Annotated in this window: 15 protein-coding genes and 3 pseudogenes; 8 read left to right on the top strand and 10 right to left on the bottom strand. The window is 60.9% G+C overall.

The features are described 5' to 3' along the window. Positions 1-13: 13 nt before the first annotated feature. From ACM6JQ_RS04595 to ACM6JQ_RS04585, 3 genes are all read right to left on the bottom strand, one after another. On the bottom strand, positions 14-172 hold the full coding sequence (locus ACM6JQ_RS04595; RefSeq protein WP_095114264.1) for a metallothionein: 159 nt from the start codon (positions 170-172) through the stop codon (positions 14-16). 988 nt (positions 173-1160) lie between these two features. Further along, positions 1161-1613: a DMT family transporter gene (locus tag ACM6JQ_RS04590; RefSeq protein ID WP_095114263.1), complete on the bottom strand. Its 453-nt coding sequence runs from the start codon at positions 1611-1613 to the stop codon at positions 1161-1163. Between the two features lie 3 nt (positions 1614-1616). Continuing rightward, on the bottom strand, positions 1617-2102 hold the full coding sequence (locus ACM6JQ_RS04585) for a DMT family transporter (protein WP_016987941.1): 486 nt from the start codon (positions 2100-2102) through the stop codon (positions 1617-1619). A gap of 113 nt (positions 2103-2215) precedes the next feature. On the opposite strand from ACM6JQ_RS04585, the gene ACM6JQ_RS04580 reads away from it, so the two are divergent. Continuing rightward, positions 2216-3151, top strand: coding sequence for a LysR family transcriptional regulator (locus ACM6JQ_RS04580; protein ID WP_127929071.1), 936 nt, complete (start codon positions 2216-2218; stop codon positions 3149-3151). Between the two features lie 208 nt (positions 3152-3359). Here ACM6JQ_RS04580 and ACM6JQ_RS04575 read toward each other — a convergent pair. From ACM6JQ_RS04575 to ACM6JQ_RS04565, 3 genes and pseudogenes are all read right to left on the bottom strand, one after another. Beyond that, positions 3360-3953, bottom strand: a pseudogene (locus ACM6JQ_RS04575) (methyl-accepting chemotaxis protein); the annotation flags it as partial. A 312-nt stretch (positions 3954-4265) separates the two neighbouring features. Beyond that, positions 4266-5042: pseudogene (locus ACM6JQ_RS04570) on the bottom strand (cache domain-containing protein); the annotation flags it as partial. Between the two features lie 194 nt (positions 5043-5236). After that, the gene (locus tag ACM6JQ_RS04565; protein WP_414893309.1) at positions 5237-6553 is read right to left on the bottom strand and encodes a Na+/H+ antiporter family protein; all 1317 of its coding nucleotides are present in this window, start codon (positions 6551-6553) and stop codon (positions 5237-5239) included. A gap of 48 nt (positions 6554-6601) precedes the next feature. On the opposite strand from ACM6JQ_RS04565, the pseudogene ACM6JQ_RS04560 reads away from it, so the two are divergent. Together ACM6JQ_RS04560 and ACM6JQ_RS04555 are read left to right on the top strand one after the other, a co-directional pair. Next, a pseudogene (locus ACM6JQ_RS04560) lies at positions 6602-8098 on the top strand (HAMP domain-containing protein); the annotation flags it as partial. A 102-nt stretch (positions 8099-8200) separates the two neighbouring features. Further along, entirely contained in the window at positions 8201-8956 is a 756-nt protein-coding gene (locus ACM6JQ_RS04555; RefSeq protein WP_371857720.1) for a methyl-accepting chemotaxis protein, read from the top strand. Positions 8957-9251: 295 nt separating this feature from the next. Here ACM6JQ_RS04555 and ACM6JQ_RS04550 read toward each other — a convergent pair whose 3' ends face one another. Genes ACM6JQ_RS04550 through ACM6JQ_RS04535 form a run of 4 tightly spaced genes read right to left on the bottom strand, consistent with a single transcriptional unit; the run spans position 9252 to position 11853 of the window. After that, positions 9252-10565: a sensor histidine kinase gene (locus ACM6JQ_RS04550; protein ID WP_414893308.1), complete on the bottom strand. Its 1314-nt coding sequence runs from the start codon at positions 10563-10565 to the stop codon at positions 9252-9254. Then, positions 10562-11230 carry a response regulator transcription factor gene (locus ACM6JQ_RS04545; RefSeq protein WP_038362523.1) on the bottom strand — a complete coding sequence of 223 codons (669 nt, stop codon included), beginning with the start codon at positions 11228-11230 and terminating at the stop codon, positions 10562-10564. The genes ACM6JQ_RS04550 and ACM6JQ_RS04545 overlap by 4 nt, the downstream gene beginning before the upstream one ends. Positions 11231-11233: 3 nt before the next feature. Beyond that, entirely contained in the window at positions 11234-11545 is a 312-nt protein-coding gene (locus ACM6JQ_RS04540) for a PepSY domain-containing protein (RefSeq protein WP_007915591.1), read from the bottom strand. Continuing rightward, positions 11545-11853, bottom strand: coding sequence for a PepSY domain-containing protein (locus tag ACM6JQ_RS04535; protein ID WP_007915590.1), 309 nt, complete (start codon positions 11851-11853; stop codon positions 11545-11547). Before ACM6JQ_RS04535 ends, ACM6JQ_RS04540 begins: the two co-directional genes overlap by 1 nt. A gap of 192 nt (positions 11854-12045) precedes the next feature. On the opposite strand from ACM6JQ_RS04535, the gene ACM6JQ_RS04530 reads away from it, so the two are divergent. The 5 genes from ACM6JQ_RS04530 to codA all read left to right on the top strand — a co-directional run bounded on the left by ACM6JQ_RS04530 (position 12046) and on the right by codA (position 17273). After that, on the top strand, positions 12046-13125 hold the full coding sequence (locus ACM6JQ_RS04530) for a patatin-like phospholipase family protein (protein ID WP_137218750.1): 1080 nt from the start codon (positions 12046-12048) through the stop codon (positions 13123-13125). A gap of 85 nt (positions 13126-13210) precedes the next feature. Then, on the top strand, positions 13211-13567 hold the full coding sequence (gene queD, locus ACM6JQ_RS04525; protein ID WP_007915588.1) for a 6-carboxytetrahydropterin synthase QueD: 357 nt from the start codon (positions 13211-13213) through the stop codon (positions 13565-13567). Positions 13568-13709: 142 nt separating this feature from the next. Next, on the top strand, positions 13710-14522 hold the full coding sequence (locus ACM6JQ_RS04520; protein WP_414893307.1) for an alpha/beta fold hydrolase: 813 nt from the start codon (positions 13710-13712) through the stop codon (positions 14520-14522). A 217-nt stretch (positions 14523-14739) separates the two neighbouring features. Further along, on the top strand, positions 14740-16011 hold the full coding sequence (gene codB / locus ACM6JQ_RS04515; RefSeq protein WP_007915586.1) for a cytosine permease: 1272 nt from the start codon (positions 14740-14742) through the stop codon (positions 16009-16011). 14 nt (positions 16012-16025) lie between these two features. After that, positions 16026-17273: a cytosine deaminase gene (gene codA / locus ACM6JQ_RS04510; protein ID WP_095114259.1), complete on the top strand. Its 1248-nt coding sequence runs from the start codon at positions 16026-16028 to the stop codon at positions 17271-17273. The last annotated feature ends 57 nt before the right edge of the window (positions 17274-17330 follow it).

The following is a 17330-nucleotide window of genomic DNA, read 5'->3' as shown; positions in this document are numbered from 1 at the left end:
TATGCGTCGTTCGTCATCCGTGGGCGCATTTACAGCCCTTGGTTGAACATTGCGCACCGTTCTCATGATGATGGGCGCAAGCCTCGCAGCAAAAATGCTTGCCATGGCGCACGACCGGGTGCTCGCCGAGCTTGCAATTGCATTTAGGGCAGTCACAGGTTTTATCAGGCATGGGACAGACTCCTTGGGTAATGGTTGTCTGGGGCTTGAAGGGCAAGCCGTAATATCCAGTGTAGGACCTGCTGCAGGCTGCGATCTTTTTGATTTTGTTTGCGATTGGGGAGTGGATTTGGGGAGTGGATTGGGGGCATATCCGTTGCTGCGGGTGCTGCCGCTGGCGGTTTCGCTCTTACAGCGACTCACTTTTCCAGACGCCGAAAAGTAAGCAAAAGGCTTTGCCCCTGGCGTACGGCACTTCGCTTAGGCTCAGTGTTCCCTCGCTACGGTGTCCATCCGGGGGCATCGCCTACGGTTTGCTTCGCTGCACCTCCTCTCGATGTATGCGGCTACGCCGCACGGCGCTGCGCGCCTAACCCCGGATGAACACCTCCGCTCGGCCTGCCGATGGGGCAAAAGATCAAAAGCCAAAGCCACATCAAAAGCCAAAGCCAGATCAAGAGCCCCTCACCCTAGCCCTCTCCCGGAGGGAGAGGGGACTGACTGTGGTGTTTGGGAGAGGTACGCCGACGTGCGATACCGCGTTGAACTCAGATTCTGAAAGGCCCACCACCGGCTCCCTCTCCCTCGGGAGAGGGCTGGGCGGGCGGCGTTCCGATGAGGGGCAAATCCACCACAAATCCAAAGCCGACCACGCCCCGCTCTTCACCACTCAATAGGCCGAGTGTCAGCTCGCCTGCTCTTGATCTTGACCCACGGGCGACGTCGGAAGGCTGAGTGGAGGGATTGATCCGGGCGTGGGAGCGCAGCGACCGTTTGGCGCAGCCAAACACAGCGAGAGGAGGTGCAGCGAAGCAAACCGTAGGCGCTGCGCCCGGATCGATCCCGCAGCGAAGGAACCCCGAGCCCTAGCGAGCGGGCCGTACGTAGGAGCAAGCGTTTTTGGTTACTTTTGAGGCGTTTGTCAAAAGTGACCCGCCGTAAGGGCGGAACCCTAAGCCGCCGTGACCGCAGCAACGGATATGTACTCAACTAAACCCAACTCACCCAGCCTGACGCGAACTCCTATACATAAACACCAAAGCCACCCCCAAACACACCATCGCCAAAATCCGCGAACCAGACAGCTCAATCGCCGGATTCCCCAACCAGCCAAAATTATCAATCAACATCCCCATCCCCAACTGCCCGACAATCACCGCCACCGTCGCCACAGCCGTCCCCACCACCGGCACCGCCCCGACCATCACCATCATGTACACCACGCCAAACAGCGCCCCGGTCAACTGCCACTTCGGCACATCCAAAAGACTCACCGCATGGGCCGGCTCAAAAAACAAAATCAACAACCCGGTCGACACCGCACCCACAACAAACGTCAGCAAACTACTGCGCAACACCCCAACGCTCTCGCCCAGACGCCCATTGATCGCCGCCTGCACACTCAACACCGCACCGGCCAACACCACCACCGCCAACAAAATAACCAGACTCATCACTCACCCCCGCGCAATCAAAACCAAAGCCACCACAATCAACCCCAACGCCAGCCACCGCTCGGCATTGACCTTCTTGCGCGTCGCGCCGAACCAACCGAAATGGTCAATCAACACACTCTTGCCAACCTGCCCGGACAGAATCGCAATCATGGTCATCGCAATGCCGATATGCGGCGTCGCCAGGGTCAGCACCACCACATACATCGGCCCCAGAAACCCGCCAATCAACTGCCAGCGCGGCAGATCAGTCAGTGCCGGGCCTTTTTGCGGGCCAGCGAACAACAACAGCAAAAACAGAATCGCCGAGCCCACACCAAAGATGCTCAAGGTCGCCCACAGATGCCCGACCTGCACACCCAACGGCCCGAGCAACCCCGCCTCCACCGACAAGCCCATGCCCGCGAGAATCACCAGCGGCAGCAACAACAAGCGCAACCCCGACTTCGTCGCCGGCGCGCTAACGCTCACCTCATCCAACGTCTGCATAAACAACCTTCCACTCAAGTAAACGATGGCGCGGATTATCGGCTGGCGCAGCTGTGCGATAAATGGGAGCATCCGGACAACACTTTTGCGCAATACGCACAACAGGATCATCCATGCACGGGCTCAACGAACTCGGATTCAAGGCACTCAGGCTGTTTGTGGCCGTTCTCGATCACGGCAGTTTTTCCGAAGTCGCCCGCCGCGAAGGCGTGGCGCCCTCTTCAATCTCCCGGCAGATTCAATTGATGGAGCAGGCGCTGAACCAGCAATTGCTCTACCGCCATACCCGCGCCGTCACGCCGACCGAAGCCGGGCGTATGCTCGGTCACCATGCGCGGCTGGTGCTGGTGCAACTGGAAGAAGCCGAACAGGCCTTGCAAGAGCAGCAAAGCGAACCCACGGGTCTGGTGCGCATCAACGCGCCAGTGGTGTTCGGCCAGCGGCATCTGACGCCGTGGCTGGGCAAGTTGTGTGCGCGTTATCCGAAGCTGCAACTGGATATCCAGCAGACCGACCACTACGTCGATCCATTGCAGGAAGGCGCCGACCTGCTGTTCCGCATCGGCCCGTTGCACGACTCGAGCATGCAGGCACGGATTCTTGCGCCGCATCGCTTTCAGGTCGCGGCCAGCCCGGCGTATCTCAAGCGCCACGGTACGCCGCAGAAACCCGAAGATCTGGCGCAACACCAATGCCTCGCCTACAAAGGCGCGACCGGCCAGCAGCGCTGGTTTTTCCGCCGCGACGGCGAGGACTGGACGCCGTATTCGGTGAAAGGCCCGATCACCGGCAACCACGCCGACACCCTCACCCAAGCCGCTGAACAGGGTTTGGGGCTGGTGATGTTTCCGTCTTGGCTGATTGGCGAAGCCGTGCGCGATGGCACGCTGGTGCCGGTGCTGGGGGAATATCAGGTGTCGAACAGCCTGGAGCCGCAGCAGATTGCGGTGTTGTGGCCGGGGAGCCGGCGGTTGTCGGTGAAGGTGCGGACGGTGATTGATTTCTTTGTCGAATGCTTTGGCGAAGTGCCCTACTGGGATAGACCTTGAGGGGCTGAAGATCAAGAGCCCCTCACCCTAGCCCTCTCCCGGAGGGAGAGGGGACTGATTGGGGGATGCTGTGGAACTACGCCGACCTGAAACAGCTTTACCGAATCCATAAACGACTGAATCTTTCAGGTCGATGTATGACGCAAGACACTTCGGTCAGTCCCCTCTCCCTCCGGGAGAGGGCTAGGGTGAGGGGCTTTTCAAGCTGTCAGATCCGGAACTGACCCACGAGTTTGCCAAGGCGCTGCCCCAACTCCGCCAGACTGCGCGACGTCTGTGCACCCAACTGCGTTTCATCGGCCACGCTGTCCACCGCCACCGCAATCTGATGCACGCTGCGGTTGATCTCTTCGGCCACCGCCGTCTGCTCTTCCGCCGCACTGGCAATCTGCGCGTTCATCGAGTTGATCGTCGCGATCAGCTCGGCCATGGCATCCAGCGACGCCCCGGCCTGATTAGCCTGCTGTGAAGTGCCGTCACCCGCCTCGCTGGAACGGCGCATCGCCTCGACCGCCGACTGCGTACCCGCCTGCAAGCGATCGATCATGCCCTGAATTTCCTGGGTGCTGATCTGCGTGCGACTGGCCAGTGCCCGCACTTCATCCGCCACCACGGCAAAGCCGCGCCCGGCCTCACCGGCCCGCGCAGCTTCAATCGCCGCGTTGAGTGCCAGCAGGTTGGTCTGTTCGGCGATCGAACGGATCACCCCGAGCACGCCAACAATCGACGTCACGTCCTGCTGCAGGCTGTCGAGCGACACGCCGCTGCTGCGAATGTCATCGACCAGCGCATGAATCTGCTTGATGCTGCCGGCCACCACACGCTTGGCGCTCTGGCCTTCTTCGTCGGTCTGCTGGGCGGCGACGGCAGCGTTCTGCGCGCTCTTCGCTACTTCCTGCGCGGCGGCGGACATTTCATTGATCGCCGTGGCGACCTGATCGGTTTCGTGACGCTGACGCTCCATCGCCTGATCCGAACGCTGGGCCTGATCGGACACTTGCGTCACCAGCCCGGTCAGTTGCGTGGTCATCTCGGTGATCTGCCGCACCAGACCATGGATCTTGTCGACGAAGCGGTTGAACGAGCCGGCCAGTTCGCCGAGTTCATCCTGGCTGGTGATGTTCAGGCGACGGGTCAGATCGCCCTCGCCCGCTGCAATGTCATCGAGGTTGGCTTTCATCAGGGTCAACGGACGCAAAATGGTATTGGCCAGCAACATCCCCGCCGCCGCGATCACCAGCAGCACCACCACCGCCACGCCGACGATGCTCAGCACCACGCCTTGCATACGCTCCTGCACTTGCGCTTCGACCTGTGCGACTTGCGCTTCGATGCCGTCGAGGTTGACCGAGGTACCGACCGCCATATCCCACTTGGCCAGGTATTCGGTGTAACCGAGTTTCGGTACCAACACCTTGGCATTACCCGGCAACGGCGAGCTGTATTGCAGATAGTGCGTACCGTCCTTCGCCACTTTCACCAAGCCAAGGTTGACGTAAACGCCGTTCGGGTCGCGGTTGTCTTTAAAGCTTTTGCCCACGCCTTCGGGGTCGTTGGCCTTGAACAGGCGCACGGTCTCGGAGTCGTAGCCGAAGAAGTAGCCGTCCTTGCCGTAGCGAATGCCGGAGAGCAGTTTGATCGCCTGGGCGCGTGCCTCGTTATCACCCGGCGCGGCCGCGTCGTACAGCGGCTTGATCGTGGTCATGGCCACGGCGACGTAACTTTGCAGGGTGGCTTTGGCATCGCCAAGCAGGCGTTCGCGGGTCTGTTCGACCTCTTTGTGCGCCTGTTCCTGGAGGATGAACAGCGTGGTCAGGCTGATGACCAGGGCAAAGAGCAACACCGGGAGAACGGCGAGGGACAGGACTTTAGCCTTGAGGCTCAGGCGCATTGTGGGAGCTCACTCTTTTGGTTTTATTGGCGTGGTTAAAGGCTTTAACGGCACGCCATCACAAAAGTTGAGTCTGCAGACATTGCATCTACCTGTGGGAGCGGGCTTGCCCGCGATGGCGGTGTGTCTGACACATAAATATTGAATGTGCCGACGCCATCGCTGGCAAGCCAGCTCCCACAGGTTTCAGGGGTTCAGAGAACCATCGCGGCCACCCAGCCGAACGCCAGCAGCGGCAGGTTGTAGTGCAGGAACGTCGGCACCACGGTGTCCCAGATGTGGTGATGCTGGCCGTCGATGTTCAGACCGGAGGTCGGGCCCAGCGTCGAGTCCGAGGCCGGCGAGCCGGCGTCGCCCAAAGCACCAGCGGTACCGACGATGCACACGATAGCGATCGGACTGAAGCCCAGTTGCACGCACAGCGGCACGAAAATCGCCGCCAGAATAGGCACCGTGGAAAACGACGAACCAATCCCCATGGTTACCAGCAACCCGACCAGCAGCATCAACAACGCGCCGATGCCCTTGCTGTGATTGATCCACGACGCCGACGACTCGACCAGGGTCTGTACCTCACCGGTGGCCTTCATCACCTCGGCAAACCCGGAGGCGGCGATCATGATGAAGCCGATCATCGCCATCATCTTCATGCCCTCGGTGAAGAGGTCATCGGTCTCGCGCCATTTCACAATGCCCGACACCGAGAAGATCAGGAAACCGACCAGCGCCCCGATAATCATCGAGTCCAGCAGCAGTTGCACGATGAACGCAGCGGCAATCGCCACACCGGCAATCATCAGGCTCAGCGGGTTGTACTGCACCGCCACTTGCTCGACCTGCTCAATCTTCGCCAGGTCGTATACGCGCCGTTTGCGATAAGTGAGGAACGCCATCGCCAGGCCGAAGACCATGCCCAGCGCCGGAATGCCCATGGCGTGGGTGACATTGATGCCGCTGATATCAACACCGCTACGGGCAACGTTGGCCAGCAGGATTTCATTGAGGAAGATGTTGCCGAAGCCCACCGGCAGGAACATGTACGGCGTGATCAGACCGAAGGTCATGACGCACGCGATCAAGCGGCGGTCGAGTTGCAGCTTGGTCAGTACATAGAGAAGTGGCGGCACCAGTAGCGGAATGAACGCGATGTGGATCGGCAGGATGTTCTGCGAAGCGATCGCCACGACCCACAGCAAGCCGATCAGCAGCCATTTGACGCTGCCACCGCCGGTCGCATGCTGGCGATCAACCATTGCCAGCGCCTTGTCAGCCAGGGCATGGGCCAAGCCCGACTTGGCAATCGCCACGGCGAAAGCGCCGAGCAACGCGTAGGACAACGCCACCGTCGCCCCGCCGCCCAGGCCGCTGTTGAACGCCTTGAGCGTGGCGTCGATGCCCAGGCCACCGGTCAGGCCGCCGACCAGCGCGCCAACGATCAAGGCGATCACTACGTGCACGCGGGACAGGCTGAGAATCAGCATGACGCCGACTGCCGCTATGACTGCATTCATTTCACTTCCTCGAAAAACACTGCGGTGGAAAACCGACCGCCAGACAGAATGAGTCCGCCAACGGTTCACCGGCGGATTTGCAAAGAGGGTCTTATTAGAAGGGCGCGCACTGTGCCGCAGAGTGGCCGCAGTGTCAAAGCGAGTGGGCGATTTCGGCTGCGGCAATCGGTCATATTGTGTTTCAAGGATAAAGAAAGCCGAAACGCGGCCGTTACAGTGCAAAGTCTCAGATATTTATCGAATAAGGACGTCTCCATGTCGCTCAGACAACTTTCCATCCAATGGAAAATCACCCTGCTCGCCGGCCTCTGCCTGGCCGGTATCGTGACCCTGTTGGTGGGTCTTTCGCTGTATCGCATGGAGCACAGTTCTGAACTGGTGAAAGCTTCGAGCATGGAGATGCTCACCGAGTCGGCGCAAGCGCGCATCGAGTCGCAAGGTGAAGTGCAGGCTGCCGGCATTCGCCAGCAATTCATGGACGCCTATCAGTACGGCCACGGTTTCTCGCGGCAGGTGCTGTTCCTGCGCGAACAGGCCGAGAAGCGCTTCCTCGATGCTTTCGATCTACGTGAAGACATGACCCGTCAGGTCAAATCGGCGCTGCAAGCCAACCCGGACCTGCTCGGCCTATCGCTGGTGTTCGAAGCCAACGCACTGGACGGCAAAGACGAACTGTTCGCCGGCCAGGCTGAACTGGGCAGCAACGACAAGGGCCGTTTCGCTCTGTACTGGTCGCAACCGACCCCGGGCAAAGTCACCTCGATGGCCCTGCCGGAAAGCGACATGGCCGACACCAGCACCGGTCCCAGCGGTCAAGCGGCCAACGCCTGGTTCACCTGCCCGCGCGCCACGCTCAAGCCGTGCGTGATCGAACCGTACTTCTATGTGATCGACGGGCAAAACGTGCTGATGACCAGCATCGTCTTCCCGCTGATGGTCAACGGCAAAGTCATCGCCTCGCTGTCGGTCGACATCAACCTCAACAGCCTGCAAGCCATCAGTCAGGGCGCGAGCAAAAAGCTCTACGACGGCCAGACCGCCGTGAGCATCATCAGCCCCGCCGGCCTGCTCGCCGGTTACAGCCCGGATGCCGGCAAACTCAGCCAGCGTCTGGATGCGGTGGATAAAACCAGCGGCGCCGAGTTGCTCAGCAAGCTCGCCTCCAGCACAAGCGTCAGCAGCCTGCACAGCAACGGCCAGTTGAAAGTGCTGTCGCCATTTCAACCGATTCCCGGGGGTCCGTCGTGGGGCGTGCTGCTGGATGTGCCAGAGAAAGTCCTGGTCAGCCGCGCCGAAGCGCTCAAGCAACAACTGGACGCGAGCAACAACTCCGGCACGCTGATCGAATTGAGCCTCGGCGTGCTGGCCGCGTTGATCGGCTTGCTGCTGGTGTGGCTGATGGCGCGCAGCGTGACCAAGCCGATCCTCGGCGTGGCGCACATGCTTGAAGACATCGCCAGCGGCGAAGGCGATCTGACCCGCCGTCTGGCCTATGACAAAAAGGACGAACTCGGGCAACTGGCCGGTTGGTTCAACAAGTTCCTCGACAAGTTGCAGCCGATCATTGCCGAGGTGAAACGCTCGGTGCAGGACGCGCGCAACACCGCCGACCAGTCTTCGGCCATCGCCACGCAAACCAGCGCCGGCATGGAGCAGCAATACCGCCAGGTCGATCAGGTTGCCACTGCCTCCCACGAAATGAGCGCCACCGCGCAAGACGTCGCCCGCAGCGCCGCGCAGGCTGCCGAAGCCGCCAAGGATGCTGATCGCGCGACTCGTCAGGGCCTGACCGTGATCGACCGCACCACCGCGAGCATCGACACCCTCGCCGCCGACATGAGCGCAGCCATGGTGCAAGTCGAAGGCCTGGCCGCCAACAGCGAGAAGATCGGCGCGGTGCTGGAAACCATTCGTGCGATTGCCGAGCAGACTAACTTGCTCGCGCTTAATGCCGCGATCGAAGCGGCGCGCGCCGGTGAGGCCGGACGCGGTTTTGCCGTGGTCGCCGACGAAGTCCGCAACCTCGCCCGCCGCACACAAGAGTCGGTGGAAGAGACCCGTCAGGTCATCGAGCAACTGCAAACCGGTACGCAAGATGTGGTTGGTTCGATGGGCAACAGCCATCGTCAGGCTCAGGGCAGTGTCGAGCAGGTTGGCCAGGCTGTGACGGCGCTGCGCCAGATCGGCGATGCGGTCACGGTGATCAGCGACATGAACCTGCAGATTGCCAGCGCGGCGGAAGAGCAGAGCGCGGTGGCCGAGGAGATCAATAACAACGTGGCGACGATTCGCGATGTGACCGAGTCGTTGTCCGGGCAGGCGAATGAGTCGGCGCGGGTGAGTCAGTCGCTCAATAGTCTGGCGAATCAGCAGCAGAGTTTAATGGATCAGTTTCGGGTTTGATTCGCAGGTTGTGGGGTGTCAGTGAGATTCCCCCCTCACCCCAGCCCTCTCCCCCCAAGGGGGGCGAGGGGGAAAGGGAGCCGATCTCCGTGCCATTCAAAACCTGAGTTCGACTCGGCATTTCAGGTCATGGGGAAGCTTTCAAAACCCGAGTTCGACTCGGTGTCTCACGTCACAGGGAAGCTTTCAAACCCTGAGTTCGACTCGGTATCTCACGTCGGCGTACCTCGAACAAACACCTCGGTCAGTCCCCTCTCCCTCCGGGAGAGGGTTAGGGTGAGGGGCTTCTAAAGACTCACCGCCGAGGCAACTCGATTACCACCTTCAACCCGCCCCACTCACTCTCGCCCAACACCAGCAACCCGCCCCAGGTCTCGACAATATCGCGGACAATCCCCAGCCCCAGGCCATGCCCGTGGGTCTGCTCATCCAGCCGCGTGCCCCGACTGAACACCTCGGCGCGCTGTTCTTCGGGAATCCCCGGACCGTCATCTTCCACGCTCAGGGCAAAGCCATCCGTACGCTCGATCACGCTCAGGCGCACTTCGGCATCCGCCCATTTGCAGGCGTTGTCCAGCAAGTTGCCGAGCAGTTCCAGCAAATCCTCACGATCCCACGGCAGTTGCAATCCCGCCGGCGCGACATAACTCAAGGCCAGATGCTCGCCGTGAATCATGTTCAGGGTCGCCAGCAATCCCGGCAGTTCCGCATCGCAATCAAACAGCGCACCTGGCAACGCATCACCGGACAGCCGCGCACGGTTCAACTCGCGATTGAGCCGCTGCTGCACCTGCTCCAGCTGTTCCTTGAGCACTTTGCGCAGCTCAGGATGCGCATCGAGTTTTTCGCTGGACGCCAGGCTCAACAGCACCGCCAGCGGCGTTTTCAACGCGTGCCCGAGATTGCCCAAAGCATTGCGTGAACGCTTGAGGCTGTCTTCAGTGTGCGCGAGCAAATGGTTGATCTGCGCCACCAGCGGTTCCAGCTCCACCGGCACCTGATCATCGAGTTGTGAACGTTGGCCCTGCTGCAACTGAGCAATCTGCTCGCGGGCCTTTTCCAGCGGTTTCAAGGCGCGGCGCACGGTCAAGCGCTGCAAGAACAGAATCAACAGCAACGCCGCCAGCCCCAGGCCCAGCCCGATCTGGCGCATGCGCTGAAAGCTCTCGCGCACCGGCGTGTAATCCTGCGCGACGCTGATCGAAATCGACTGGCCCAGACGCCGATAGTCCGAGCGCAGCACCAACAGCTGCTGACCGTCCGGCCCCAGTTGCAGATTGCTGTGCAGACCGGGGTGTTCGAGCAGCGGCAGGTCCTGATCCCACAACGAGCGCGAACGCCAATGGCTGTCGGCAAAATCGATGCGGAAATAGTGCCCGGAAAACGGCCGCTGATAGGCCGGTGACAGATGTCGCTCATCCAGTTGCAAACCCTGCGGGCCACGCACCAGCGCCACCAACAGGCTCTCGCTGTCGTTGCGCAGGCCAGCTTCGAGGTAACGCTGCAAACCCACTTCGAACAACCACAGACTGGTTTGCGCCACCACCACACCGACGACCACCATCACGCTGATCAAACCCAGGCTCAAGCGGCGCTGGATCGACCTCACGAAGCTTGCCCGCCGAACAGGTAACCCTGGCCGCGACGGGTTTCGATCACGCTTTTGCCGAGCTTGCGCCGCAGGTGATTGACGTGCACTTCGAGGACGTTGGAGTCACGCTCGGTTTCACCGTCGTAGAGGTGTTCGGCGAGGTGGCTTTTGGAGAGGATCTGCTCCGGGTGCAGCATGAAATACCGCAGCAGGCGGAATTCGGCGGCGGTCAGTTGAATGTCGGCGCCATCGCGCACCACGCACTGACGGCCCTCGTCCAGATGCAAACCGGCCGCCTGCAATGTCGGCTGATTGGCCTGGCCTTTGGAGCGGCGCAACAACGACTGAATGCGCAGTTGCAGCTCTTCAGGATGGAACGGTTTGGTCAGGTAGTCATCGGCGCCAGCCTTCAGGCCTTCGATGCGCTCGGCCCAGGAATCGCGCGCCGTGAGGATCAGCACCGGAATCGCCAGACCGCCGGCGCGCCACTGCGCCAGCACCTCAAGCCCCGGCACCCCCGGCAGGCCGAGGTCGAGAATGATCAGGTCATACGGTTCGCTGCTGCCCTGATACAGCGCATCACGACCGTCCGCCAGCCAATCGACCGCATAGCCCTGCCGTTGCAGGCTGGCGAGCAATTCGTCAGCCAACGGTACGTGGTCTTCCACCAATAGCAAACGCATCGATCAATCTTCCTTGTCTTTCACAAGTTCACCGGTATCGGCCTTCAAGTGCAGCTCACGGGCGACACCTTCGACGGTCAGCAACTCGACTTCATAAATGTAGACGTCGTGTTTTTCTTCCAGCTCGACTTCCAGCAGTTTTGCGCCGGGATAACGATCCATCGCCTGCTGCAGCACTTGCTCCAGCGGCAGGATCACGCCCTGCTTGCGCAGATCAAGCGCCTCGTCCGGACCGAGGTCGCGGGCCATGGCCGTCGAGCAACACATCACCAGCGCCAACGCCGTACGGCGGGTGGCGCGAACATTAACCTTCATTACGTATCCTGATGATCCTTGAGAACCTGCCCAGTCACCGCGTCTAATTCCAGATCCCACTCCAGCCCCTGCGGATCACGCATTTCGATCTGGTAGATGTACTTGCCGTACTGCTCTTCCAGCTCGGTATCGGTGATCGTCGAACCCGGGTGTTTTTCCAGCGCCGTGGCGTTGAGCTTCTCGAAGGAGACGATAGTACCAGCGTCGCGCAGACGCAGGGCTTCGTCGGGGCCGAGATCGCGGGCGTGGGCGAGGTTGGCGGTGAAGCCGATGATCGCGGCAATGGACAGGGCAGTCAGGGTTTTCATGGGGTCTCCGTATTTTTATGTGTTGCTTACGGTGGGCACCTTAGCGAGATGAACTTAACTGAAACTGAATTGCCATCATTGCCCCAGCTCAACACATGCCCCCGTGTAGGAGCTGCCGCAGGCTGCGGCAGCTCCTACAGGATTTTGTAACATGTGCTTATAATTGTTCGCTTGCTAACGATCGAGACCGGTATGACCGCCATCCACATCAAATTCCCCGCCCTCACCCTCAAGGCCGGCCCACGCGCCATGGCGCGCATTCGTGCCCAAGGCCTGAACGCCGCCGACGTCGGCACCCTGCCCGGCGCGGCCGGTGGACCGAAGGCGTTGGGCATTCAGGGACTGGATCTGGCGTTGTTCGGTGAATGGCTGCCGAGTGCACCGCGTGAGCGTTCGCTGATCGGCGCCTCGGTCGGTTCCTGGCGCTTCGCCAGCGCCTGCCTGCCGGACGCCGCCGAAGGCATTCGCCGCCTCGGTCATCTGTACGCCGAGCAGAATTTCAACAAAGGCGTGACCATGGCCGAGATCAGCCAGAGTTCGCAGCGCATGCTCAACGACCTGCTCGACGGCCGCGACGCGAGCATCCTCGACAACGCGCATTACCGGCTGAACATCATGGTGGTGAAAAGTCAGGGGCGTCTGGCCGATGACCATCGCGGCCGACTGGGTCTGGCACTGGGCTCGGTGATTGCCGACAACCTGCGCGGTCGCGCGCGGCTGTCGCGGCACTTCGAACGACTGATCATCCACGACCCACGCCTCGCCCCGCCGGTCAATGCGCTGAACGATTTCCCGTCGCGCTTTGTCGCCCTGAATGCCGGCAATCTGCGTCAGGCCTTGTTGGCGTCGGGATCGATCCCGATGGTCATGGAAGGCGTACGTGACCTGCCGGGCGCCGGTGCCGGGACGTTCCGCGACGGTGGCCTGCTCGACTATCACCTTGACCTGCCCTACAGCGGCGACGGCATCGTGCTTTATCCGCACTTCACTGATCGGGTGATTCCCGGCTGGTTCGACAAGACCCTGCCATGGCGCAAGGCCTCGGTGGAGCGCTTGCAGGACGTGCTGCTGCTCGCGCCTTCGAAGGAATATCTGGCGCGTCTGCCCTACGGCAAACTCCCCGATCGTAATGATTTCAAACGCTTCATGGGCGATGCGCCGGGCCGGCAGAAATACTGGCACGCAGCGATGGACGAGAGCCGTCGCCTCGGCGATGAGTTCCTTGAACTGACTGCCAATGGTCGCCTCGCCGAGCGCTTGCTGACCCTTTAGTCAGCACGGCCAAAGACAAGCTGGTAAACTCGCCGCCTGCCCGAATCGCTGCGGCGAACGCCATCTGAACAGAGCCGAAAATACCGTGGAAATCTTCAAAGAGTTTACTTTCGAATCCGCCCACCGCCTGCCGCACGTCCCGGACGGCCACAAGTGCGGGCGTCTGCACGGTCACTCGTTCAAAGTGGCGCTTCACCTCAGCGGCGACCTCGATCCACACACCGGCTGGATCCGCGATTTCTCTGAAATCAAAGCGATCTTCAAGCCGCTGTACGAGCGTCTCGATCACAACTACCTGAACGACATTCCCGGTCTGGAAAACCCGACCAGCGAAGTACTGGCCAAATTCATCTGGAATGAAATGAAGCCGTTGTTGCCGGAACTGAGCGCGATCCGTATTCACGAGACGTGCACCAGCGGTTGCATCTATCGCGGTGAATAACCTGACGTAGATCTCCCTCGTAGGAGCTGCCGAAGGCTCCTACAGGGGGATTGGTGTTTTGTCTGGGAAATAGAGAACAGCCCGCGAGGCTGTTTTTTTACGCCTATGCTTTTTGGCTCCCACCCGCCAAGAGGACAGGCCCATGACAGACTGGCTGCTGGATCAGGTCTTTGACTTCAACGGGCATCCCGTTCGTTACGCCATACGCGGCGACGGCCCGCCGCTGGTGTTCGTGCATGGCACGCCGTTTTCGTCATACGTGTGGCACCGGATCGCTCCGCACTTTTTTGCCACACACCGCGTGCATTATTTCGACCTGCTGGGCTACGGGCGCTCCGAGCAACCTGACGCCGATGTCTCTCTCGGCGTGCAAAACCAACTGTTGGCGCAGTTGCTCGATCACTGGAATATTCAACACCCCGATGTCGTCGCTCACGATTTTGGCGGCGCCACCGTGTTGCGTGCGCATCTGCTCAACGGCAAGGATTATCGCAGCCTGACACTCATCGACCCTGTGGCCCTGACGCCCTGGGGTTCGCCATTCGTGCAACATGTGCGCCTGCATGAAGCGGCGTTCAGTGGCCTGCCCGACTACATCCAGCGCGCCATCGTGCCGACCTATATTCGCGGGGCAATTCACCGCGATATCCCCGATGACGAACTGGCGCCCTACGTGCAGCCGTGGCTGGGCGACCCGGGGCAAGCGGCGTTCTATCGGCAGATTGCGCAGATGGACGAGTGCTATACCCGTGAGGCAGAAAGCTTGTATCCGACGATTCGCTGCCCGGTGCAGATTCTCTGGGGCAAGGAGGATCAGTGGATTCCCATCGAGCGTGGCCGAGCGTTACATCAAATGATCCCGGGATCACAATTCCACCCGATTGCCAACGCCGGCCACCTCGTCCAGGAAGACGCCCCCGAAGCCATCGTCGCCGCCCTGCTGCGCTTCCTCTGACCTTGATCGTTCCCACGCTCTGCGTGGGAACGATCAAAAACAAGATCAAAAGATCGCAGCCTTCGGCAGCTCCTACATTGGGGCTCCGGTGTATTCAGGTGCACTGTTTTCGCGCTTGCCGACGCGACTCGTCTATACATAACCCGCGCCATCCGGCATTTGGCACGACCACTGCAACCCTCCCCCGCGTCTCCTCTATTCCAGCAAGGACCGCCCCATGACGCAGAACGATCCCGGCAACGATTACCCCCTCAGCGAAGTCCCCATGCATGCGCGCAAAGGCCTGGCCTCCACGGCGATGGTGTTACTGGGCTTCACGTTTTTCACCGCAACCATGTTTGCCGGCGGCAAGCTCGGCGTGGCGTTCAGTTTCGGCGAGATGATGGCGGTGATCATCGTCGGCAATCTGCTGCTGGGTTTGTACGCGGCAGGCCTGGGTTACATCGCTTTCAAGAGCGGCCTCAATTCGGTGTTGATGGGCCGTTTCTGCTTCGGCGAAGTCGGCAGCAAGCTCAGCGACCTGATCCTCGGTTTCACCCAGATCGGCTGGTACGCCTGGGGCACGGCGACGGCTGCCGTCGTGATCGGTAAATATTTCAATCTCGACGAAAGTACGGTGCTCGGCCTGATGGTGCTGTTCGGTCTGCTGTTCTGCGCCACAGCCTACGTCGGTTATCGCGGACTGGAGATCCTCTCGTACATCGCGGTGCCGGCAATGATGTTGCTGCTGATGCTGTCGATGTGGGTGGCGACGGTGAAAGTCGGAGGATTCGAGGGTTTGCTCAGCGTTGTGCCAAGCGGTTCGCTGGACTGGTCGACGGCCATTACGCTGGTATTCGGCACCTTCGTCAGCGGCGCAACGCAGGCGACCAACTGGACACGCTTCTCGCGTTCGGCCCGGGTGGCGGTGCTGGCCAGCCTGATCGGTTTCTTCATCGGCAACGGCCTGATGGTATTGATCGGCGCTTACGGCGCCATCGTTTACCAACAACCCGACGTGGTTGAAGTGCTGCTGTTGCAAGGTTTCGCCATGGCGGCGATGGCCATGCTGTTGCTGAACATCTGGAGCACCCAGGACAACACCATCTACAACTTCGCCGTCGCCGGTTGCAACCTGCTGCGCACCGGCCGGCGCAAAACCGTGACCCTCGCCGGCGCAGTGATTGGCACCCTCCTCGCGCTGCTGGGCATGTACGACATGCTCGTGCCTTACCTGATTCTGCTCGGCACGGTGATTCCACCGATTGGCGGGGTGATCATGGCGGACTTTTTCTTCCGTTGGCGCGGGCACTATCCGCGTCTGGCCGACGCACGGTTGCCGGCGTTCAACTGGCCGGGCCTCGGGGCCTATGCGGTCGGCACTGTCGCCGCGTTCAGCTCGCCTTGGGTCGCGCCACTGGTAGGGATCGCCGCTGCCGCGCTAACGTATGTCATCGTCACCGGCGTGCTCGGCGCTCGCAGCGCGAGCGCGCCACTACAAGACCTATAAAAAGGATTCGCCTGATGCACATCATCAACGCCCGTTTGCGCAACCAGGAAGGTTTGCACGAATTACACCTCGAAGACGGCCTGATCCGCAGCATCGCCCGGCAGACCGAAGCGCCCACTCTCGGCCCGGATGACCTCGACGCCGGCGGCAATCTGGTGGTGCCGCCCTTCGTCGAACCGCACATTCACCTCGACGCCACGCTGACCGCTGGCGAGCCACGCTGGAACATGAGCGGCACATTGTTCGAAGGCATCGAGTGCTGGGGCGAGCGCAAGGTCACCATCACCGAAGAAGACACCAAGACCCGCGCCAAGAAAACCATTCAAGCCCTGGCCGCGCACGGCATCCAGCACGTGCGCACCCACGTCGACGTCACCGACCCGCAACTTACCGCGCTCAAAGCCATGCTCGAAGTGCGCGAGGAAAGCCGCCACCTCATCGATCTGCAAATCGTCGCGTTTCCGCAGGAAGGCATCGAGTCGTTCCGCAACGGTCGCGAGTTGATGGAAGAGTCGATTCGCATGGGCGCGGACGTGGTCGGCGGCATTCCGCATTTCGAGTACACCCGCGATCAAGGTGTGAGTTCGGTGAAGTTCCTGATGGACCTGGCCGAGCGCACCGGTTGCCTGGTCGACGTGCATTGCGACGAAACCGACGACCCGCATTCACGCTTTCTTGAAGTCCTCGCCGAAGAAGCACGCAGCCGCGACATGGGTGCCCTCGTCACCGCCAGCCACACCACGGCGATGGGTTCTTACGATAATGCCTACTGCGCGAAACTGTTCCGTCTGCTCGGCCATTCCGGAATCAGTTTTGTCTCCTGCCCCACCGAGAGCATCCACCTGCAAGGACGCTTCGACAACTTCCCGAAACGCCGGGGCGTGACCCGTGTGAATGAATTGCTCGAAGCCGGCATGAACGTCTGTTTCGGCCAGGATTCCATCGTCGACCCATGGTATCCGCTGGGCAACGGCAACATCCTGCGCGTGCTTGAGGCCGGGCTGCACATCTGCCACATGCTCGGTTACCGCAACCTGCAAAGTGCGCTGGACCTGGTCACGGATAACAGCGCCAAAGCCATGCACCTGGGTGAGCGTTATGGCCTGGAACAGGGGCGTCCGGCGAATCTGCTGATTCTCTCGGCGGACAGTGATTACGAGGTGATCCGCAGTCAGGGCTTGCCGTTGTACTCGATTCGCGGCGGCAAGGTGTTGATGAAGCGGCAGATGCCGGTGGTGGAGTTCAGTGGTGAACTGAGCTGAGCTGAGATCTGCGGCGGGGCTGATGGCCCCATCGCTGGCAAGCCAGCTCCCACAAGG

It is taken from the genome of Pseudomonas sp. IT-232MI5, from assembly GCF_949767845.1.
GTDB lineage: Bacteria > Pseudomonadota > Gammaproteobacteria > Pseudomonadales > Pseudomonadaceae > Aquipseudomonas.
The sequence above is the reverse complement of the archived record's forward strand: the minus strand, read 5'-3'. Positions and strand labels throughout refer to the sequence as shown.